Origin of the sequence: Paraburkholderia tagetis (assembly GCF_022213065.1) — a bacterium.
GTDB classification, from domain to species: domain Bacteria; phylum Pseudomonadota; class Gammaproteobacteria; order Burkholderiales; family Burkholderiaceae; genus Paraburkholderia; species Paraburkholderia tagetis.
In genome coordinates this window covers 18,907-35,024 of record NZ_JAKLJA010000012.1, presented here as the reverse complement: position 1 = coordinate 35,024, position 16,118 = coordinate 18,907, and the positions used below count along the sequence as shown (strand labels likewise).

General features: G+C 62.6%; 15 protein-coding genes. All 15 read right to left on the bottom strand.

The window, feature by feature from the left end:
• Positions 1 to 12 precede the first annotated feature (12 nt).
• A complete protein-coding gene (locus L5014_RS16370) occupies positions 13 to 552 on the bottom strand; it encodes a F0F1 ATP synthase subunit delta (RefSeq protein WP_238464779.1) in 540 nt (179 codons plus the stop codon).
• Positions 553 to 554: 2 nt separating this feature from the next.
• The gene (locus L5014_RS16365; protein WP_238464778.1) at positions 555 to 1,025 is read right to left on the bottom strand and encodes a F0F1 ATP synthase subunit B; all 471 of its coding nucleotides are present in this window, start codon (positions 1,023 to 1,025) and stop codon (positions 555 to 557) included.
• A 142-nt stretch (positions 1,026 to 1,167) separates the two neighbouring features.
• Positions 1,168 to 1,440: a F0F1 ATP synthase subunit C gene (atpE, locus tag L5014_RS16360; RefSeq protein ID WP_238464777.1), complete on the bottom strand. Its 273-nt coding sequence runs from the start codon at positions 1,438 to 1,440 to the stop codon at positions 1,168 to 1,170.
• A 68-nt stretch (positions 1,441 to 1,508) separates the two neighbouring features.
• Positions 1,509 to 2,360, bottom strand: a complete 852-nt coding sequence (gene atpB, locus L5014_RS16355) for a F0F1 ATP synthase subunit A (protein ID WP_238464776.1) — start codon at positions 2,358 to 2,360, stop codon at positions 1,509 to 1,511.
• 172 nt (positions 2,361 to 2,532) lie between these two features.
• On the bottom strand, positions 2,533 to 3,162 hold the full coding sequence (locus L5014_RS16350; RefSeq protein WP_420800080.1) for an ATP synthase subunit I: 630 nt from the start codon (positions 3,160 to 3,162) through the stop codon (positions 2,533 to 2,535).
• Positions 3,163 to 3,448: 286 nt separating this feature from the next.
• Positions 3,449 to 4,597, bottom strand: coding sequence for an SLC13 family permease (locus tag L5014_RS16345; RefSeq protein ID WP_420800079.1), 1,149 nt, complete (start codon positions 4,595 to 4,597; stop codon positions 3,449 to 3,451).
• Positions 4,598 to 4,621: 24 nt separating this feature from the next.
• The gene (locus L5014_RS16340) at positions 4,622 to 5,509 is read right to left on the bottom strand and encodes a ParB/RepB/Spo0J family partition protein (protein ID WP_238464775.1); all 888 of its coding nucleotides are present in this window, start codon (positions 5,507 to 5,509) and stop codon (positions 4,622 to 4,624) included.
• Positions 5,510 to 5,528: 19 nt separating this feature from the next.
• On the bottom strand, positions 5,529 to 6,299 hold the full coding sequence (locus L5014_RS16335) for a ParA family protein (protein ID WP_238464774.1): 771 nt from the start codon (positions 6,297 to 6,299) through the stop codon (positions 5,529 to 5,531).
• Between the two features lie 246 nt (positions 6,300 to 6,545).
• Positions 6,546 to 7,256 carry a 16S rRNA (guanine(527)-N(7))-methyltransferase RsmG gene (gene rsmG / locus L5014_RS16330; RefSeq protein WP_238464891.1) on the bottom strand — a complete coding sequence of 237 codons (711 nt, stop codon included), beginning with the start codon at positions 7,254 to 7,256 and terminating at the stop codon, positions 6,546 to 6,548.
• Positions 7,256 to 9,214, bottom strand: a complete 1,959-nt coding sequence (mnmG, locus tag L5014_RS16325; RefSeq protein ID WP_238464769.1) for a tRNA uridine-5-carboxymethylaminomethyl(34) synthesis enzyme MnmG — start codon at positions 9,212 to 9,214, stop codon at positions 7,256 to 7,258. The genes rsmG and mnmG overlap by 1 nt, the downstream gene beginning before the upstream one ends.
• A 310-nt stretch (positions 9,215 to 9,524) precedes the next feature.
• On the bottom strand, positions 9,525 to 10,274 hold the full coding sequence (locus tag L5014_RS16320) for an ABC transporter ATP-binding protein (protein WP_238464768.1): 750 nt from the start codon (positions 10,272 to 10,274) through the stop codon (positions 9,525 to 9,527).
• Positions 10,271 to 12,058, bottom strand: a complete 1,788-nt coding sequence (locus L5014_RS16315; RefSeq protein WP_238464767.1) for a branched-chain amino acid ABC transporter ATP-binding protein/permease — start codon at positions 12,056 to 12,058, stop codon at positions 10,271 to 10,273. Before L5014_RS16315 ends, L5014_RS16320 begins: the two co-directional genes overlap by 4 nt.
• 4 nt (positions 12,059 to 12,062) lie before the next feature.
• Positions 12,063 to 13,118: a branched-chain amino acid ABC transporter permease gene (locus tag L5014_RS16310; protein ID WP_238464766.1), complete on the bottom strand. Its 1,056-nt coding sequence runs from the start codon at positions 13,116 to 13,118 to the stop codon at positions 12,063 to 12,065.
• 290 nt (positions 13,119 to 13,408) lie between these two features.
• Positions 13,409 to 14,578, bottom strand: a complete 1,170-nt coding sequence (locus L5014_RS16305) for an ABC transporter substrate-binding protein (protein WP_238464765.1) — start codon at positions 14,576 to 14,578, stop codon at positions 13,409 to 13,411.
• A 319-nt stretch (positions 14,579 to 14,897) separates the two neighbouring features.
• Positions 14,898 to 16,064 (bottom strand): ABC transporter substrate-binding protein, encoded by a 1,167-nt coding sequence (locus L5014_RS16300; protein ID WP_238464764.1) that lies wholly within the window; start codon positions 16,062 to 16,064, stop codon positions 14,898 to 14,900.
• Between the last annotated feature and the right edge of the window lie 54 nt (positions 16,065 to 16,118).

The window sequence follows — 16,118 nt, the reverse complement described above, 5'->3', positions numbered from 1 at the left end:
TTAAAGGGGCGCTCAGGCGGTCAGAGCCACCTGCATGCTGGCGAGCCGCGCGCGGACCGAGGTATCGAGCACTTCGTCGCCGACCGTGACGCGCACGCCGCCGATGAGCGACTTGTCGATCTCGACGGTCGGGTTCAGCTTGCATTTGAACTTGCGTTCGAGGCTGGCGACGAGGTCGGTCAACTGTGCACCTTCAAGCGGGAACGCGCTGACGATCAGCGCATCGGCTGCGCCTGCCTTGGCGTTCTTGAGCGCTTCGTACTGTGCCTGGATTTCCGGCAGCAGTTCCAGACGGTGATTCGCAATCAGCATCTGCACGAAGTTCTTCGCCTCGGGCGCATCCTTGAGAGGGGACTTCACCGCCGCGAGCAGGAGCTCGACGACCTGGGCATGGCTCACTTTCGGGCTCGTCGCGACCGACAGCACCTCGGGCAAGGCCGCAACCTGTGCCAGCTCCGCGACGAGCGTGGACCAGGCGGCGGTGTCACCAGCTTCGGCCACGCCAAAGAGCGCTTCTGCGTACGGGCGGGCGATGGTTGCAAGTTCGGCCATGATCAGAGCTCGGCTTTCAGTTGATTCAGCAGGTCGGCGTGTGCTGCCTGGTCGACTTCGCGCTTCAGGATCTGCTCGGCACCTTGCACGGCAAGCGCCGCGACCTGGGCGCGCAACGCTTCGCGTGCCTTCACGACCTGCTGGTCGGCGTCGGCCTTCGCTTGGGCGATGATGCGTGCCGCTTCGGCTTGTGCCTGAGCTTTGATTTCTTCTGCGACGGCCAGCGCGCGCTTTTCAGCGTCCGCGATGCGGCTTTGACCCTCGTTACGGGCCGAAGCGAGTTCTTCGCCGACGCGCTTGTGCGCGGCGTCGAGTTCCGCCTTGCCCTTTTCGGCGGCGGCGAGGCCGTCCGCGATCTTCTTCGAGCGCTCGTCGAGGGCGTTGACCAACGGCGGCCACACGAACTTCATCGTGAACCACGCGAGGATCAGGAACACGACCATTTGCGCAAACAGGGTTGCGTTGAGATTCACGGTGTTTCCTTTTACGTTGCTATTCCGGGAAGTTGAAACGGCAAGGCGCTCATCGGTTGTGAAACTCGATCAGCGCCTCGTCACCCGTTCCGTCCTGCGCCCGCATCTATGGTTATAGGTCGGGCGCAACCATCCAGGGAACTTAGCCCGCTGCGAGCTTCGAGAGCAGCGGGTTAGCGAACGCGAACAGCATTGCAACACCCACGCCAATCAGGAACGCCGCGTCGATCAGACCAGCCAGCAGGAACATCTTCGTCTGCAGCGGGTTCATCAGTTCAGGCTGACGTGCGCAGGCTTCGATGTACTTGCCGCCCATCAGGCCGATACCGATACAGGCGCCGATTGCACCCAGGCCGATGATGATGCCGATACCGATGGCCGTGAAACCCTGGATGTTGGCGATGAAAGCTTGCATGATCACTCCTTTGTGAGATTTTTTGGAACTGGGGATTTATAAAACTGCAAATCTGGTTTGACGAGCACTTAGTGCTTGTCGTGTGCCTGGCCGATGTACACCAGCGTCAGCATCATGAAAATGAACGCCTGCAGCAGAACGATCAGGATGTGGAAGACCGCCCAGACGCTGCCCGCAATCACGTGGCCGATGAAGCCAAGCACCGTCGTGTCCGCGCCGAAGCTCCAGAGACCGCCCAGCAGCGCGATCAGCAGGAACAGCAGTTCGCCTGCATACATGTTGCCGAACAACCGCAGGGCGAGCGAAACCGTCTTGGCGACGAACTCGATGATGTTCAGTGCAAGGTTCGGGATCCACAGGAGCGGATGGCCGCCGAACGGGGCCGACAGCAGTTCGTGCACGAAGCCGCCAGCGCCCTTGATCTTGAGGTTGTAATAGATCATCAGCACGAACACGCCGAGCGCGATGCCGAATGTGCCGTTGAGGTCGGCCGTCGGGACGATGCGCTGATGCGGGAACACTTCGGTCAGGCCGAGCCAGCCGATCACGCGCGTGGGCAGGTCGACGGGAACGAAGTCGAGCGAGTTCATGAGCGCGACCCAGATGAACACGAACAGCGCGAGCGGTGCGATGAAGGTACGGTTGCCGTGGACGATGGACTTCGACTGGTCCTCAACCATCTCGACCAGCATTTCGATGGCGCACTGGAAGCGGCCCGGCACGCCCGGCGTAGCCTTGCGCGCGGCGAGACGCAGGATGAGGATGGTCACGATGCCGCAAAGAATCGACCAGAACAGCGTGTCGAGGTTCCAGACATGGAAGTCGACGATCGACGTCTGATGCCCAGTGGCAAAGTTCTGCAAGTGGTGCGCAATGTACTCGGACGGACCCGGAGCGCTCGTTCCTTCGCTGGCTGCCATATCGTTAAAATCACCCAAATTGTCGAAAATCGGTTCCGGCCGCTCCCGCGCAATGCTCTATTGCGGGAACGCACCGCCTCGGATCGAGTCGTACTCCAACATGTGCCAACCGTTTGCCGCTTCGTTCGCCTCGACGCCTTCCACACGAAGGCGGCGCGATATCAACGGCGGGTCAGCGCCACGCGAGCGCGATCCAGTATGTCTTCAATGCGATCAGGTAAGTGACGAGCAACGGGATCCACTGCACGTCGCGATACCAGAACGCAATGGCAACGAACATCGCAATCGTTGCCCCCATCTTGAATGCTTCACCAAGCACCCAGTTCATCACTGTGCTGGCCTTGCTCAACTGCTTCAGACGCGCCGCGAACAGCGCACCGGGCAACCAGCAGATCGCTCCACCCAGCAGCGCGGACAGCGCAGCATTCCCCGGCGGCTTATAGAACAGCCACCACACCAGCGCAGCAACCAGGGACAAAACCACTTGCGCTGCCACGACACGAAACGGCGTGACGCGCGACGGGCGACTCACCTGTGCGCCGAAGAGTTGCTCGGCTTCGGCCCGGGTGAGCGGAACGATGTCGTTGTTATCTTGCTGGTCGGCGTCTAGCTGATTCCATCGCGCGTTGTGATCCGTCGTGCGATCAGCCTCGGGCTCCGCATTGAGATCGTCACGCGCAGCAGCGGCGTTTCCTTTGTCCGGCTCCGCACGCGGCCCTTGGCTCGATGCTTCGACTCCGCGTCGTGGACCATCGGGCCCTTCATGCGCCTGCGGCGCTTCGTCTGGCCTCTGACCCACCATTGCGTTATTCCGGATATTTGGCTTCCGCCCGTTTTCTTGCACCGCGCTTACGGTGCCGCCAACCAAATAAATCCGGGCGATTGTAAGCGATAGTTGCAGCCAATTCAAGACTTTAGGCCGTTCAATAACACGCATGAAATGCTACTTCATCATGCGGAAAACTCACCATTACTCCACAGGTAACGGGATTTGTAAGGATGCGTTGGACCGTCAGGAGAGCCAAGCAAAACGGGGCGCGATTTTACCTTGGATCGACAATTGTGTCGCCCGCATTGTCGTTTTTCTGTCAGGAAAAATACAACACTAGTCCGCCGCCGAATACGGCGATTGTCCAGAACGGGATAGAGATCAAATGAAATGGCAACCACACGCCGCGCTCGCCAGAGAGACGCACGGCAATCAGATTTGCCAGCGAACCGATGGCGAGCCCGAATCCGCCGACGCTCACTCCAAACGCCAGCGCGCGCCAGTCGTGCGTGAAATCCGCAAGCACGATGGCGGCGGGCACGTTGCTGATGCCCTGTGAAAGTACGGCGCCTGCAACGTAGGCGCGTAGCGGCGTCTGCAACCCGAGGCTCGCAAGCGCATGATGAATCCACGGCAACGCGGCGGCGCTGCGCAGCACGATGAACATCAGTACGAAGATCAACAGCAGCAACCAGTCGATCTTAAGAACGATGCGCGCGCGCCAGACGAGGAAGCCCGCTGCCACGCCGGCCAATGCGATGCCCGCGCGATGCGTATCGGCGAGCAACACGAAAGCGACGAAAAGTAATGCGGCAACGCAGGCCAGCGCGCGATCGACGGGATGTCTTTCCACGTCCGTCGTCAGATCGAGGGGTTTCGACCGGAATAGCAGCGCCGCGAGCGCGAACAGCAGCATCATCAGCAACGCGCACAGCGGCGCGAGTGCCGCAACAAAGCGACTAAATGACGCACCGCTCAATTGCCAAAGAAACAGATTTTGCGGGTTGCCAAGCGGCGTGAGCACCGAGCCCGCATTGACCGCGAGCGCGATCACGATGACGAGCCGCTTTAGCGGCAGCGGCGTGAGCCTGTGCAGCGACATCACGAGCGGCACCACCACGAAAAGTGCGACATCGTTCGTCACCACCATCGAGAGCACCGCCGCGAATGCAACGAGGAGCAATGCGAGTGCACGCTCAGAGCGAATCCGGTGCACGAGCCGATGTGCCACCCAGGTCAGTAATCCTGAATATTCGAGCGCCTTGGTGAGAATCAGCAGACCGGCGAGCGTCATCACCGTTTGCCAGTCGACCAGCGTGGGAAGCGCGGACCATGCGCGTGGCGCGCAAATCTGCAGCACCACGAGCGCGGCGGCGAGTATCGACAAAACCGGCTCGGCGAGTACGAACGCGCCGAACCGCCCCAGAAGGCTTAGCGGGCCGCGCGTGGCCGCATCGGATTCACGCACCGGGAACAATTTATAGGCGTCGATTCAAACGGCAGTCTCGCCACGCAGACGAAGCAGAATGCCGTCGAGTGCGTCGAGGTCGCCGAAATCGACGGTGAGCTGGCCACGCCCTCGCCTGCCGAGCTTGATCTTGACCGTCGCGACCAGCAAATCGGACAGTTCCTCTTCGAGGCGGCGCGTGTCGCGGCCACCGTCGTGTGCCGATTTTGCCTTCAGTGCAGGCGCGGCTTTGGTTGTGCTCGAAACGAGTTTCTCCGTTTCACGCACCGACATGCGCTTGTTGACCACCTGATTGGCGAGCGTGATCTGCGTGGCCGCATCGACCGCGAGCAACGCGCGCGCGTGCCCCATGTCGAGATCGCCTGCGAGCAGCATGGTCTGCACCGGCGCGGCAAGATTCAGGAGACGCAGCAGGTTCGACACCGCGCTGCGCGAGCGCCCCACCGACTCCGCCGCCTGCTCGTGCGTGAAACTGAATTCGTCGAGCAAGCGCTGGATGCCCTGCGCCTCTTCGAGCGGATTGAGGTCTTCGCGCTGGATGTTCTCGATCAGCGCCATCGCAGCGGCGGCCTGATCCGGCACGTCCTTTACCAGCACCGGAACTTCGGTGAGGCCGGCAATGTGCGCCGCACGAAAACGCCGCTCGCCCGCAATGATCTCGTAGCGCTCGGGGCCAACCGGACGCACGAGAATCGGCTGCATCAGCCCCTGCGCCCGGATGCTCGCCGCGAGTTCCTGCAGTGCGCCCTCATCCATGCGCGTACGTGGCTGGTACTTGCCCGCCTGCATCTGCGTGAGCGCAAGCGTATTGGGCGCGCCCTCGATCTTCACTGCTTCGGTAATGTCCGCGCTGCCGCCGAGCAATGCTTCCAGTCCCCGGCCCAGTCCCTTTTTCCGTGCTACTGCGTTCATCGTGCTTCCCCAGTCTGCGTCAGAGTGCGCGTACGCGCTCGATCATTTCCGCGCCGAATTGCACATATGCCTGCGCACCGCGCGACGTGCGGTCGAACACGACGCCCGGCAAGCCGTAGCTAGGCGCCTCGGCAAGCCGCACGTTGCGCGGAATCACCACATCGAACACCTTGTCGCCAAAGTGCTCCTTCAGTTGCTCCGAAACCTGCTGCTGCAGCGTGATGCGCGGGTCGAACATCACGCGCAGAAGACCGATCACCTTGAGGTCGCGATTCATGTTCGCGTGCACCTGCTTGATCGTATTGACGAGGTCCGACAGCCCCTCGAGCGCGAAGTACTCGCACTGCATCGGAATCACGACACCATGTGCCGCGCACAGCCCGTTGAGCGTGAGCAAGGACAGCGCCGGCGGGCAGTCGATCAGCACGAAGTCATATTCGTCGTCGACTTGGGCCAAGGCAGCCCGCAGGCGGCGCTCGCGCTGTTCGACCGTCACCAGTTCCACCTCGGCCCCGGCGAGCTCACGGTTGGCCGGCAGCACGTCGTAGCCCACCTGTTCGGGACGCGTGCGCGCCTCGGGCACCGAAATGCCATCGACGAGTACTTCATAAACCGTGTTCTCGCATGCTGCCTTGTCGATGCCGCTGCCCATCGTGGCATTGCCCTGCGGGTCGAGATCGATGAGAAGGACACGCTGTCCCTGCGATGCGAGGCTCGCGGCGAGATTGACCGTTGTCGTCGTCTTGCCGACGCCGCCCTTCTGGTTCGCAACGCAGAAGATTTTTGCCATCTTTTGTGTGTCCCTTTTACTGCCTTAAAAAGTTTGCATACTTATAGCGCAACTCCATTCGGATGCGCTACTCGACCTTTCGGCCTGGGCCATCGCGGCCTGGGCCATCGCGGCCTGGGCCATCGCGGCTTGGGCCATCGCGGCTTGGGCCATCGCGGCTTGGGCCATCGCGGCTTGGGCCATCTCGGCTTGGGCCATCTCGGCCCGGGTCGTCCCGGTCCGGGTCATTCTGGTCAGTGAACCACGCTACTGTGTCGGCGATGAGGCTGCGGGGGCCGGCTGGACCACCACTTCAGTCAGATGCCGCTCCGCATCGAGAAACGGCACCGTGAGGCGAATCGTTTGCAACCTGCGCGCACCCGTCGGCAAACGCTCGATCTCGGCGTCGGGCCGCACGCCCTTCATCGCCCAGACCGCTCCGCCATCCGCAACGAGGTGACGGGCCAGTGTAACGAAATCGGCCAGTTCCGCGAATGCCCGCGAGACGATCAGATCGAATTTTTTTGGCACTTCGATACCGGGACGCAGCGATTCAACGCGCCCCGTCACCACAGACAGGTTCGCGAGGCCCAATTCGGCCTTGGCCTGCGACTGGAATGCCGACTTCTTCTGAACGATGTCGTTCAACGTGACCTGCCAGTCCGGACGCACAATCGCCAGCACGATGCCGGGCAAGCCACCGCCCGAGCCAACATCGAGCACTGCGGCGTTCGCAACCGCGGGCAGATGCGGCAGGATCGAAAGCGAATCGAGGATGTGCTGAATGAGCATCTGACGCGGATCGCGGATCGCCGTCAGGTTATAGACGGCGTTCCATTTCGCCAGCAATGCAACATAGGCTAGCAGTTGTTCATGCTGCCCCTCGCTCAAATCGAGGGAGAGCGTCTGTGCGCCCTCCTTCAACAGCCGCGCGAGCGCGTCGCGATCTGCGATGCCGGGTTGCCTTGCGCGCCCCATCATTGAGCCACCGGCGTGTTGTCGGTGCCCTGATCGGACGGATTCTGACGTCGACGGCCAAGGCCGCGCTTCAGGTGAACCATCAGCAACGAGATTGCAGCGGGCGTGATACCCGAGATGCGCGATGCCTGGCCAATCGTTTCGGGTCGGAACTGATTCAGCTTCTGCCGCGCTTCGAACGACAGGCCGCGTACTTCCGCGTAATCAATACCGTCTGGCAGGCGCGTATTCTCGTGGGCGCCGTTACGCTCGATCTCATCGGCTTGACGGTCGATATAGCCCTGATATTTGATGCCGATTTCGATCTGTTCCTTGATTTGTGCAAGCAGGACTTCGTCGTCGGCAAGCGGTGCTTCAGGCGCACAAGCGCCTTCTCGCAAGCCGCAAACACCGTCGTAGCTCACGCCCGGTCGGCGCAACAGGTCCGCAAGGTTGTATTCGCGGTCGATGGGCTTGCCCAGGAGCGCTGTCGCTTCTTCTGCGCCGAGCGTCTTCGGATTCACCCACGTCGACTTCAAGCGCTCTGTTTCACGTGAAACAGCATCGCGCTTGCGGCTAAATGCATCCCAGCGAGCGTCGTCGACGACTCCGAGTTCGCGGCCAATTTCCGTCAGGCGCATATCGGCGTTGTCTTCACGCAGACTCAGACGGTACTCCGCACGGCTCGTAAACATACGATACGGCTCCGAAACGCCACGCGTCACCAGATCATCGACCAATACACCGAGGTAAGCCTGATCGCGGCGCGGGCACCATGCGTCCTTGCCCTGCACCTGCAAACCGGCGTTGATGCCCGCGAGCAGGCCTTGCGCCGCGGCCTCTTCGTAGCCGGTCGTGCCGTTGATCTGGCCCGCAAAGAACAAACCGTTGATTACCTTCGTTTCCAGCGACGCCTTCAGGCCGCGCGGATCGAAGTAGTCGTACTCGATCGCATAGCCAGGACGCAGGATGTGAGCATGTTCGAGCCCGCGCATCGAATGCACGAGCTCGAGCTGGACGTCGAACGGCAGGCTCGTCGAGATCCCGTTCGGGTAGAACTCGTTCGTCGTAAGACCTTCCGGCTCAAGGAAAATCTGGTGCGATTCCTTCGAGGCGAAACGATGAATCTTGTCTTCGATCGACGGGCAATAGCGCGGCCCCACTCCCTCGATCACGCCTGTATACATAGGCGAACGGTCGAGACCGCCGCGAATGATGTCGTGCGTGCGCTCGTTGGTGTGTGTGACCCAGCAGGGAATCTGCTTCGGATGCTGCTCTGCCCTGCCGAGAAACGAGAAGACTGGCACCGGATCGAGGTCGCCCGGTTGCTCTTCGAGCACCGAAAAGTCGATCGATCGACCGTCGATACGCGGCGGCGTACCCGTCTTGAGACGGCCTTGCGGAAGCTTCAGCTCCTTTAGACGCGCCGACAGCGTCACCGCTGCCGGATCGCCGGCTCGGCCGCCCGTGTAGTTGTTCAGGCCCACGTGGATCTTTCCGTCGAGGAACGTCCCCGCAGTAAGCACCACGGCACGGGCGCGGAAGCGAAGTCCCACCTGCGTCACGGCACCGACGACACGGTCGCCTTCGACCATCAGGTCCTCCACTGCCTGCTGGAACAGCCAGAGATTCGGCTGATTCTCGAGGCGCCGACGGATCGCCGCCTTGTACAGGATGCGGTCGGCCTGTGCACGCGTCGCACGCACGGCGGGCCCTTTGGAGGAATTGAGGATACGGAACTGGATGCCGCCCTCGTCGGTGGCAGCGGCCATTGCGCCGCCCAGCGCATCGACTTCCTTGACCAGATGGCCTTTGCCAATGCCGCCAATCGACGGATTGCAGCTCATCTGACCGAGCGTTTCAATATTATGCGTGAGCAGGAGCGTCTTGACGCCCATTCGGGCTGCGGCAAGCGCAGCCTCGGTGCCGGCGTGACCGCCGCCGACGACGATTACGTCAAATTCTGTGGGAAAAAGCATGGCGGGGACCTCACGCACGGACGAATGGACCGCGTGAGCCTTCTCAGAAAAAAGTGGTATGCGCGAATTATAGCGGGTTCGGGTTTCACGCCGCTCGCGCCCGAATTTCTGTCGACCAGTGTTAGCGCTTCAGCGCTTACTCTGGTCCCATGCAGAGCTGTCGGCCGGAGTTAGTGCTTTGGCGCCTACTCCCGGCTCATGCAAAGCTATCGACCAAGCAGCACTGCCGGCCGGAGCTAGCACGCACAAACAAAAAGAGCGGCGTGTTTCACGTGAAACACGCCGCTCTTTTCTACAGAGATTGACGAGATCAGACCGGTTTCTTTGCCAAGCCGAGGTAAGTTTCGATCACTCGTGGATTCTGGGCCAGCTCATCCGCCGACCCTTCCAGCGCCAGATCGCCCGTTTCCAGCACGTAGCCGTAATCGGAGATCTGCAGTGCGGCGCGCGCATTCTGCTCGATCAGCAGCGTTGCCACGCCCGTCTGCCGCAAGGCACTAATGATGTGGAAGATCTCCTTCACGATTAGCGGCGCCAGCCCGAGGCTCGGCTCATCGAGCATCAGCAGATCCGGCTTGCCCATCAGCGCGCGCCCGACCGCAAGCATCTGGCGCTCGCCGCCCGAGAGCGTGCCGGCAGCTTGAGCACGCCGCTCCTTCAGCCGCGGAAATAACTGAAACACGTGATCGAGCTGATCAAGGAAGTTGCGCTCCCCAGCCCGCTTCCGACGGTACGCACCAAGCACCAGGTTGTCTTCGACGCTCATCGAAGCAAACAACTCACGCTTCTCCGGCACGAGACACATGCCACGCGCGACGCGCCGCTCGATCGGCAGCATGCCGATTTCCTCGCCCAGATAGGCAATCCGCCCAGCCGCATGACCCGTGATGGGCAGCGAGCCCATGATGGCGTTGAGCAGTGTGGATTTGCCCGCGCCGTTCGGGCCGATCACGGAGACGATCTGCCCCGCGCCCACCTTGATTGCCGCCTTATGCAGCGCCTCGATCTTGCCGTAACGGACGGCGAGCCCCGAAACTTCGAGTACGGGAGTGCTCATCATTCCACCCCGCCCAGATAAGCCTCGAGCACCGCCGGGTCCTGCTGCACTTCTTCCGGCAATCCTTCCGCGATCCGCGTGCCGAACTCCATCACGACCAGGCGGTCGGTGAGATTCATCACGAAATCCATGTCGTGTTCGACCAGCAGCACGCTCATCCCCTCGTCTCTCAGCCTGCGCAGCAGGCCAGCCAACTGTTGTTTCTCCTGATAACGCAGGCCGGCGGCGGGCTCGTCGAGCAGCAGCAGGGTCGGATCGCAACAAAGCGCCCGCGCAATCTCCAGAATGCGTTGCTGCCCGAGCGCGAGGCTGCCGGCCTCGTCGTACATGTGCTGCTCGAGGCCAACGCGGCGAATCTGCCTGGCTGCCTCGCTCATCAACCGGCCCTCCTCGGCGGCATTGAGCTTCACCACACTGCGCAGCACGCCCGAATGGCCACGCAGATGCGCGCCAATCGCCACGTTCTCCAGCACGGTCATCGTCGGCAGCAGCTTGACGTGCTGGAACGTCCGCCCGATGCCGCGAGCAACGATTTCACGTGAAGTCAGACGGTCGATGCGCTCGCCGCGGAACGTGATCGCGCCGCTGGTTGGCTGAAGCACGCCGGTAACGAGGTTGAAGGTTGTCGACTTGCCCGCACCGTTCGGGCCGATCAAGCCGATGATTTGCCCCGCCTTCACCTCGAAACTCACGTCATTGACGGCAACGAGCCCGCCAAACTGCTTGCGCGCCTTGTCGACGGTCAACAGCAATTCGCCCGCAGCAGGCTTGCTGCGCTGCGGCAAGGGCTCGGCGTGCTCGGGTACGTGCGCCCGCGGCCCCCGCGGGAAGAAGCGCGCCACGAACGGCCACACGCCACGCCTGGCGTATTGAAGCAGCAGCACCATCAAAATTCCGAACACGATGATCTCGAAGTTGCCGTTCTCGCCCAGCAGCTTCGGCAGCAGTGTTTGCAGCCAGTCCTGCAGAACGGTGAGAATCGCGGCGCCCAGCACCGCGCCCCAGACGTGCGCCACGCCGCCCACCACGGCCATGAACAGGTATTCGATGCCGTGGTTCAGGCCGAACGGCGTCGGGTTCACCGCGCGTTGCAAGTGCGCATAGAGGAAGCCCGAAACCGCCGCGAGCACCGCCGCGTAGACGAAGATCACGACGCGCATCCATGCCGTGTTCACGCCCATCGCCTCGGCCATCAGGCCGCCGCCGCGCAGCGCACGGATGGCGCGGCCCGTGCGGCTATTAAGCAGATTCTGAACGGAGACGACCGACGCCAGCACGACCACCCAGATCAGGTAATAGATATGGCGGCCCGATTCGAGGTCGATGCCAAGCACGTTGAGCACCGGAATGCCGTTGATCCCGTCGTACTTGCCCAGCATGTCGAGATTGCCGAACAGGAAGAACAGCGCGAGGCCCCAGGCGATGGTGCCGAGCGGCAGGAAGTGGCCCGAGAGCCGCATGGTGACGAGCCCCAGCACGAGCGCGACGAGTGCCGTGATCACGACGCCCACGAGCAGCGCAAGCCATGGCGAGACGCCGTATTGCGTGGTCAGGTATGCGGTGGCATAGGCGCCGAGCCCGACGAACGCGGCTTGCCCGAAGCTCGTCATCCCGCCGATGCCGGTGAGCAGCACGAGCCCGATCGCGACGATCGAATAGAGGCCGATGTAGTTGAGCAGCGTGATCCAGTATTCGGGCACGTGCACAGGGCGCGGCAAGACTGGCAGCGCGAACATGACCACGAGGAACAACCAGAAGAAGCGGTTATGCAGAACAAGTCGTTTCATCGCGTCACTCCTCTTCCTCTTCGGCATGCGGCGTGGAAAGGCTGCGCCACAGCAGCACGGGGATGATCAGCGTGAACACGATCACTTCCTTATAGGAGCTCGCCCAGAACGACGAATACGACTCCAGCAGCCCCACGAGCACGGAGCCCGCGGCGGCCAGCGGGTAGCTCACCAGACCGCCGATGATGGCGCCCACGAAGCCCTTCAGGCCAATCAGGAAGCCCGAGTCGTAGTAGATGGTGGTGAGCGGCGCCACGAGGACGCCACACAGCGCGCCCAGACCCGCCGCGAGCGTGAATGCGAGCCGCCCGGCCTGAGTCGTGCCGATGCCCACGAGGCGCGCGCCCAGCCGGTTCACCGAGGTCGCGCGCAGCGCCTTGCCCGAGATCGTGCGGTCGAAATAGAGATACAGCGCAACGATCAGCACCGCAGCGGTGCCGACCACCCAGAGGCTCTGCCCCGAAATCGAGAGGCTGCCGATGTTGAACGTGGCGTCGGTGAACGTGTTCGTGCGCGACCCCTCCGCGCCGAACATCACGAGCCCGAGCCCGACCATCGCGAAATGCACCGCCACTGCCACGATCAGCAGCAGCAGCGTGGTCGCCTCGGCGATGGGCTCATAGGCGAGCCGGTAGACGAACGGCCCCATCGGCACCACGATCGCGAGCGTGAGCGCGATCTGCGCAAGCATGGGCAGTTGCTGCCCCGCTACGCCGCGCGTGAGCGCGTAGAGCGCGATGGGAAACAGCAGGTACTTGCCCGCGAGCGTCACCAGCGTGCGCGGCGCATGCTTGCGCCGCTCGGCATGTCGCACGAGCCCTGCCGTCTCCACGACGAAGCACGCGGCGCCCAGCGCGACGAGCAGCCAGCAAGTGGCGGGAAACTTCTGCGATTGCAGCGCGGCGAGCGTGAGCGCGCCATACGAGACGAACTCGCCCTGCGGAATGAAGATCACCCGCGTCACGGAGAACACCAGCACCAGTGCGAGCGCAAGCAGCGCATAAATCGCTCCGGTGGTGATGCCGTCCTGCGCGAGGATCGCGGCGATCGATAAATCCATAACCCCTCTTTCTGTAGCGCGTGAAACCAGGAACAGCCAGGAACAAGCCAGATACGTCGGAAAAGATGGCGATGCAAGAAAAGCGCGCGGCGCGGCTGCATGGGCTGCACCGCGTTGAAAGGCGCACCGCGAGATGCACGCACTGCGAAATGCACTGCAAGGCGCGCGATGCGCGGCCATTGTGAGTGGCCGAAATGAAGCGTGAATGTTGAGCGTGTTGCGCGCGTTTCACGTGACGCTGCGCGCCTGCGCAGCGTCACGCCATCACGCCGTCACGCACTACGCTGACCTCACTCGCTTTGCAACTTCCACTTGCCGCTGACGATCTCGACGATCACGCGCGCGCGCTCGTCGAGGCCGTTGTGATCGGTGGCCGTGGTATTCATGATGCCGTGCGAGAGCGGCAGCTCCTTGACGTTCTCGAGCGCGTCGCGCAGCGCCACACGGAACGCTTCCGTGCCTGGCTGAGCCGACTTCAATGCGACCGGAATCGCGCGCTGGAGCATCTGGCCCGCGTCCCAGGCATGGCCGCCGAAGGTCGCCACGGAGCCGGCGCCATAGGCCTTCTCGTACGCATCCTTATAGGCGAGTGCCGACTTCTTCACCGGGTTCGAGTCGGGCAGCTGGTCGGCGACGAGAATCGGGCCAGTGGGCAGAATCTCGCCTTCGCAGTCCTTGCCGCATACGCGCAGGAAGTCGTTGTTCGCCACACCATGCGTCTGATAGATCTTGCCCTTGTAGCCGCGATCCTTGAGCGTGGTCGCGGGCAGCGCCGCAGGCGTGCCCGAGCCTGCGATCAGCACAGCATCGGGGTTCGCCGACATCAGTTTGAGCGCCTGGCCCGTGACCGACGAATCCGTGCGGTTATAGCGCTCGTTCGCGACGATCTTGAGGTTGTGTTTCGCAGCCGCTGCGCCGAACACCTTGTACCAGCTGTCGCCATAGGCATCCGTGAAGCCGATGAAACCCACCGTCTTCACGCCGTGCTTCTCCATGTAGCCCGCGATCGCGTTGGCCATCAGGTCGTCGTTCTGCGGCGTCTTGAAAGCCCATTTGCGCTTGTCGTCCATCGGATGCACGATAGCCGCCGACGCCGCGAGCGAGATCATCGGCGTCTTGCCTTGCGCCACGACGTCGAGCATCGCCAGCGAATTGGGCGTTACCGACGAGCCGATGATCGCGTCCACGTGATCCTCGTCGATCAGCTTGTGCGTGTTCTGCACGGCCTTGCTCGTGTCCGACGCGTCGTCGAGCACGATGTACTGCACGCTCTTGCCCGCGATCTCCTTGGGCAGCAGCGCAATCGTGTTCTTCTCCGGAATGCCGAGCGACGCAGCCGGCCCCGTTGCCGAAAGCGTCACACCGATCTTCACCTGCGCGACGGCCATGCCTGCCACGCCCATGAGCGCCGCTGCGAGTCCGGCGCTAATCGATCTCAAAACCCACTTCTTCGTTTTCATTGCGCGTCTCCAAACGCTTGGTCTGCGTGTTGTCGAGTCATCCAGCGCCGATTGCTACGATCTTCGTAAACCCGGCGCTGGCCTCTGAGTGTAGTAATCGGGATCGCGCGTGTGATGCATGGTTTTCCCTGCCCGTGGCGCGGCATTTGCCGCCGTGCGCACGGTGCGCGTTCCGCTTTGCCGACTTCTCCCCTGCCCTTGCTCCGGCGTCTTGTTGCGCCGGTTCGTCCGTTCGTTGCATCAGCAACAAAAAAGGCACCTCGATTGAGCGTGCCTTTTTAGTATGTTGCCTGATGTGCTTGCGCGTTCCTCGTGAAACTCAGTCGCCAGCCAGCTTCCACTTGCCGCCGCTGATCTGCACCATCACGCGCGCGCGTTGATCGAGGCCCGCATGATCGGTCGCGCTCATGTCGAAGATGCCGTGTGCGCCCGCGACGTCGCGCGAATCTTCAAGCGCCTTGCGCAGCGCTTCGCGGAACGCCCTGGTGCCGGGCTGCCCCGCCTTCAGCGCAACCGGAATCGCGTGCTGCAGCAGCAGGCCCGCGTCCCACGCGTGACCGCCAAACGTCGAGATCGCGCCTGCGCCAAAGGCCTTTTCGTAGGCAGCCTTGTAGGCGAGCGCGGATTGCTTGACGGGGTTCGTTGCCGGCAACTGGTCGGCCACGAGCAGCGGGCCGGCGGGCAGATACGTGCCCTCGCAGTCCTTGCCGCAGACGCGCAGGAAGTCGTTATTCGCCACGCCGTGCGTCTGATAGATCTTGCCCGCGTAGCCGCGCGCCTTGAGCGTCTTTTGCGGCAGCGCGGCCGGCGTGCCCGCGCCGGCGATCAGCACGGCGTCGGGATGCTGCGAGATCATCTTGAGCACCTGCCCCGTAACGGACGCATCGTTGCGCGCGAAGCGCTCGTTCGTCACGACCTTGATATTGTGCTTCGCGGCGGCCGCGCCGAATTCCTTGTACCAGCTCTCCCCATAGGCGTCCGAGAAGCCGATGAAGGCCACCGTCTTCACACCGTGCGCGGCCATGTGTTGCGCGATGGCGCCGGCCATCAGCTGATCGTTTTGCGGCGTCTTGAAGACCCATGCGCGCTTCGCGTCCATCGGCTCGACGATCGAGGCCGCGGCGGCCATGGAAATCATCGGCGTCGCCGTTTCAGCGGCAACATCGATCATGGCGAGCGAACTCGGCACCACGGTCGAGCCGAGCAGCGCATCCACGTGCTCTTCGCTCGTGAGCTTGCGCGCGTTCTTCACCGCCTGGGTGGAGTCGGTGGCGTCATCGAGCACGATGTAATCGATCTTCTGACCCGCGACTTCCTTCGGCAGCAGCCCGACGGTATTCCTCTCGGGAATCCCCAGCGAAGCTGCGGGGCCGGTGGCCGACAGCGTCACGCCGATCTTCACGTCCGCCTGCGCCGCACCCGCTGTCGCAGCGAGCACCCCGGTCGCGACGCAAGCCGCGCTCATCCAACGCCAAACCAACTGCATTTCGACTCCTTCGATATTCGTTTTCTTTATTGCCGCGGATTTTCGGCGCTTCCG

What these genes read in the sequence shown, in the direction of transcription:
- L5014_RS16310 (WP_238464766.1), bottom strand. Translation starts at nt 13,118, where the DNA reads ATGGATTTATCGATCGCCGCGATCCTCGCGCAGGACGGCATCACCACC.
- L5014_RS16335 (WP_238464774.1), bottom strand. Translation starts at nt 6,299, where the DNA reads ATGGCAAAAATCTTCTGCGTTGCGAACCAGAAGGGCGGCGTCGGCAAG.
- mnmG (WP_238464769.1), bottom strand. Translation starts at nt 9,214, where the DNA reads ATGCTTTTTCCCACAGAATTTGACGTAATCGTCGTCGGCGGCGGTCAC.
- L5014_RS16300 (WP_238464764.1), bottom strand. Translation starts at nt 16,064, where the DNA reads ATGCAGTTGGTTTGGCGTTGGATGAGCGCGGCTTGCGTCGCGACCGGG.
- L5014_RS16315 (WP_238464767.1), bottom strand. Translation starts at nt 12,058, where the DNA reads ATGAAACGACTTGTTCTGCATAACCGCTTCTTCTGGTTGTTCCTCGTG.
- L5014_RS16320 (WP_238464768.1), bottom strand. Translation starts at nt 10,274, where the DNA reads ATGATGAGCACTCCCGTACTCGAAGTTTCGGGGCTCGCCGTCCGTTAC.
- L5014_RS16305 (WP_238464765.1), bottom strand. Translation starts at nt 14,578, where the DNA reads ATGAAAACGAAGAAGTGGGTTTTGAGATCGATTAGCGCCGGACTCGCA.
- rsmG (WP_238464891.1), bottom strand. Translation starts at nt 7,256, where the DNA reads ATGGGGCGCGCAAGGCAACCCGGCATCGCAGATCGCGACGCGCTCGCG.
- L5014_RS16340 (WP_238464775.1), bottom strand. Translation starts at nt 5,509, where the DNA reads ATGAACGCAGTAGCACGGAAAAAGGGACTGGGCCGGGGACTGGAAGCA.
- L5014_RS16370 (WP_238464779.1), bottom strand. Translation starts at nt 552, where the DNA reads ATGGCCGAACTTGCAACCATCGCCCGCCCGTACGCAGAAGCGCTCTTT.
- atpB (WP_238464776.1), bottom strand. Translation starts at nt 2,360, where the DNA reads ATGGCAGCCAGCGAAGGAACGAGCGCTCCGGGTCCGTCCGAGTACATT.
- atpE (WP_238464777.1), bottom strand. Translation starts at nt 1,440, where the DNA reads ATGCAAGCTTTCATCGCCAACATCCAGGGTTTCACGGCCATCGGTATC.
- L5014_RS16350 (WP_420800080.1), bottom strand. Translation starts at nt 3,162, where the DNA reads ATGGTGGGTCAGAGGCCAGACGAAGCGCCGCAGGCGCATGAAGGGCCC.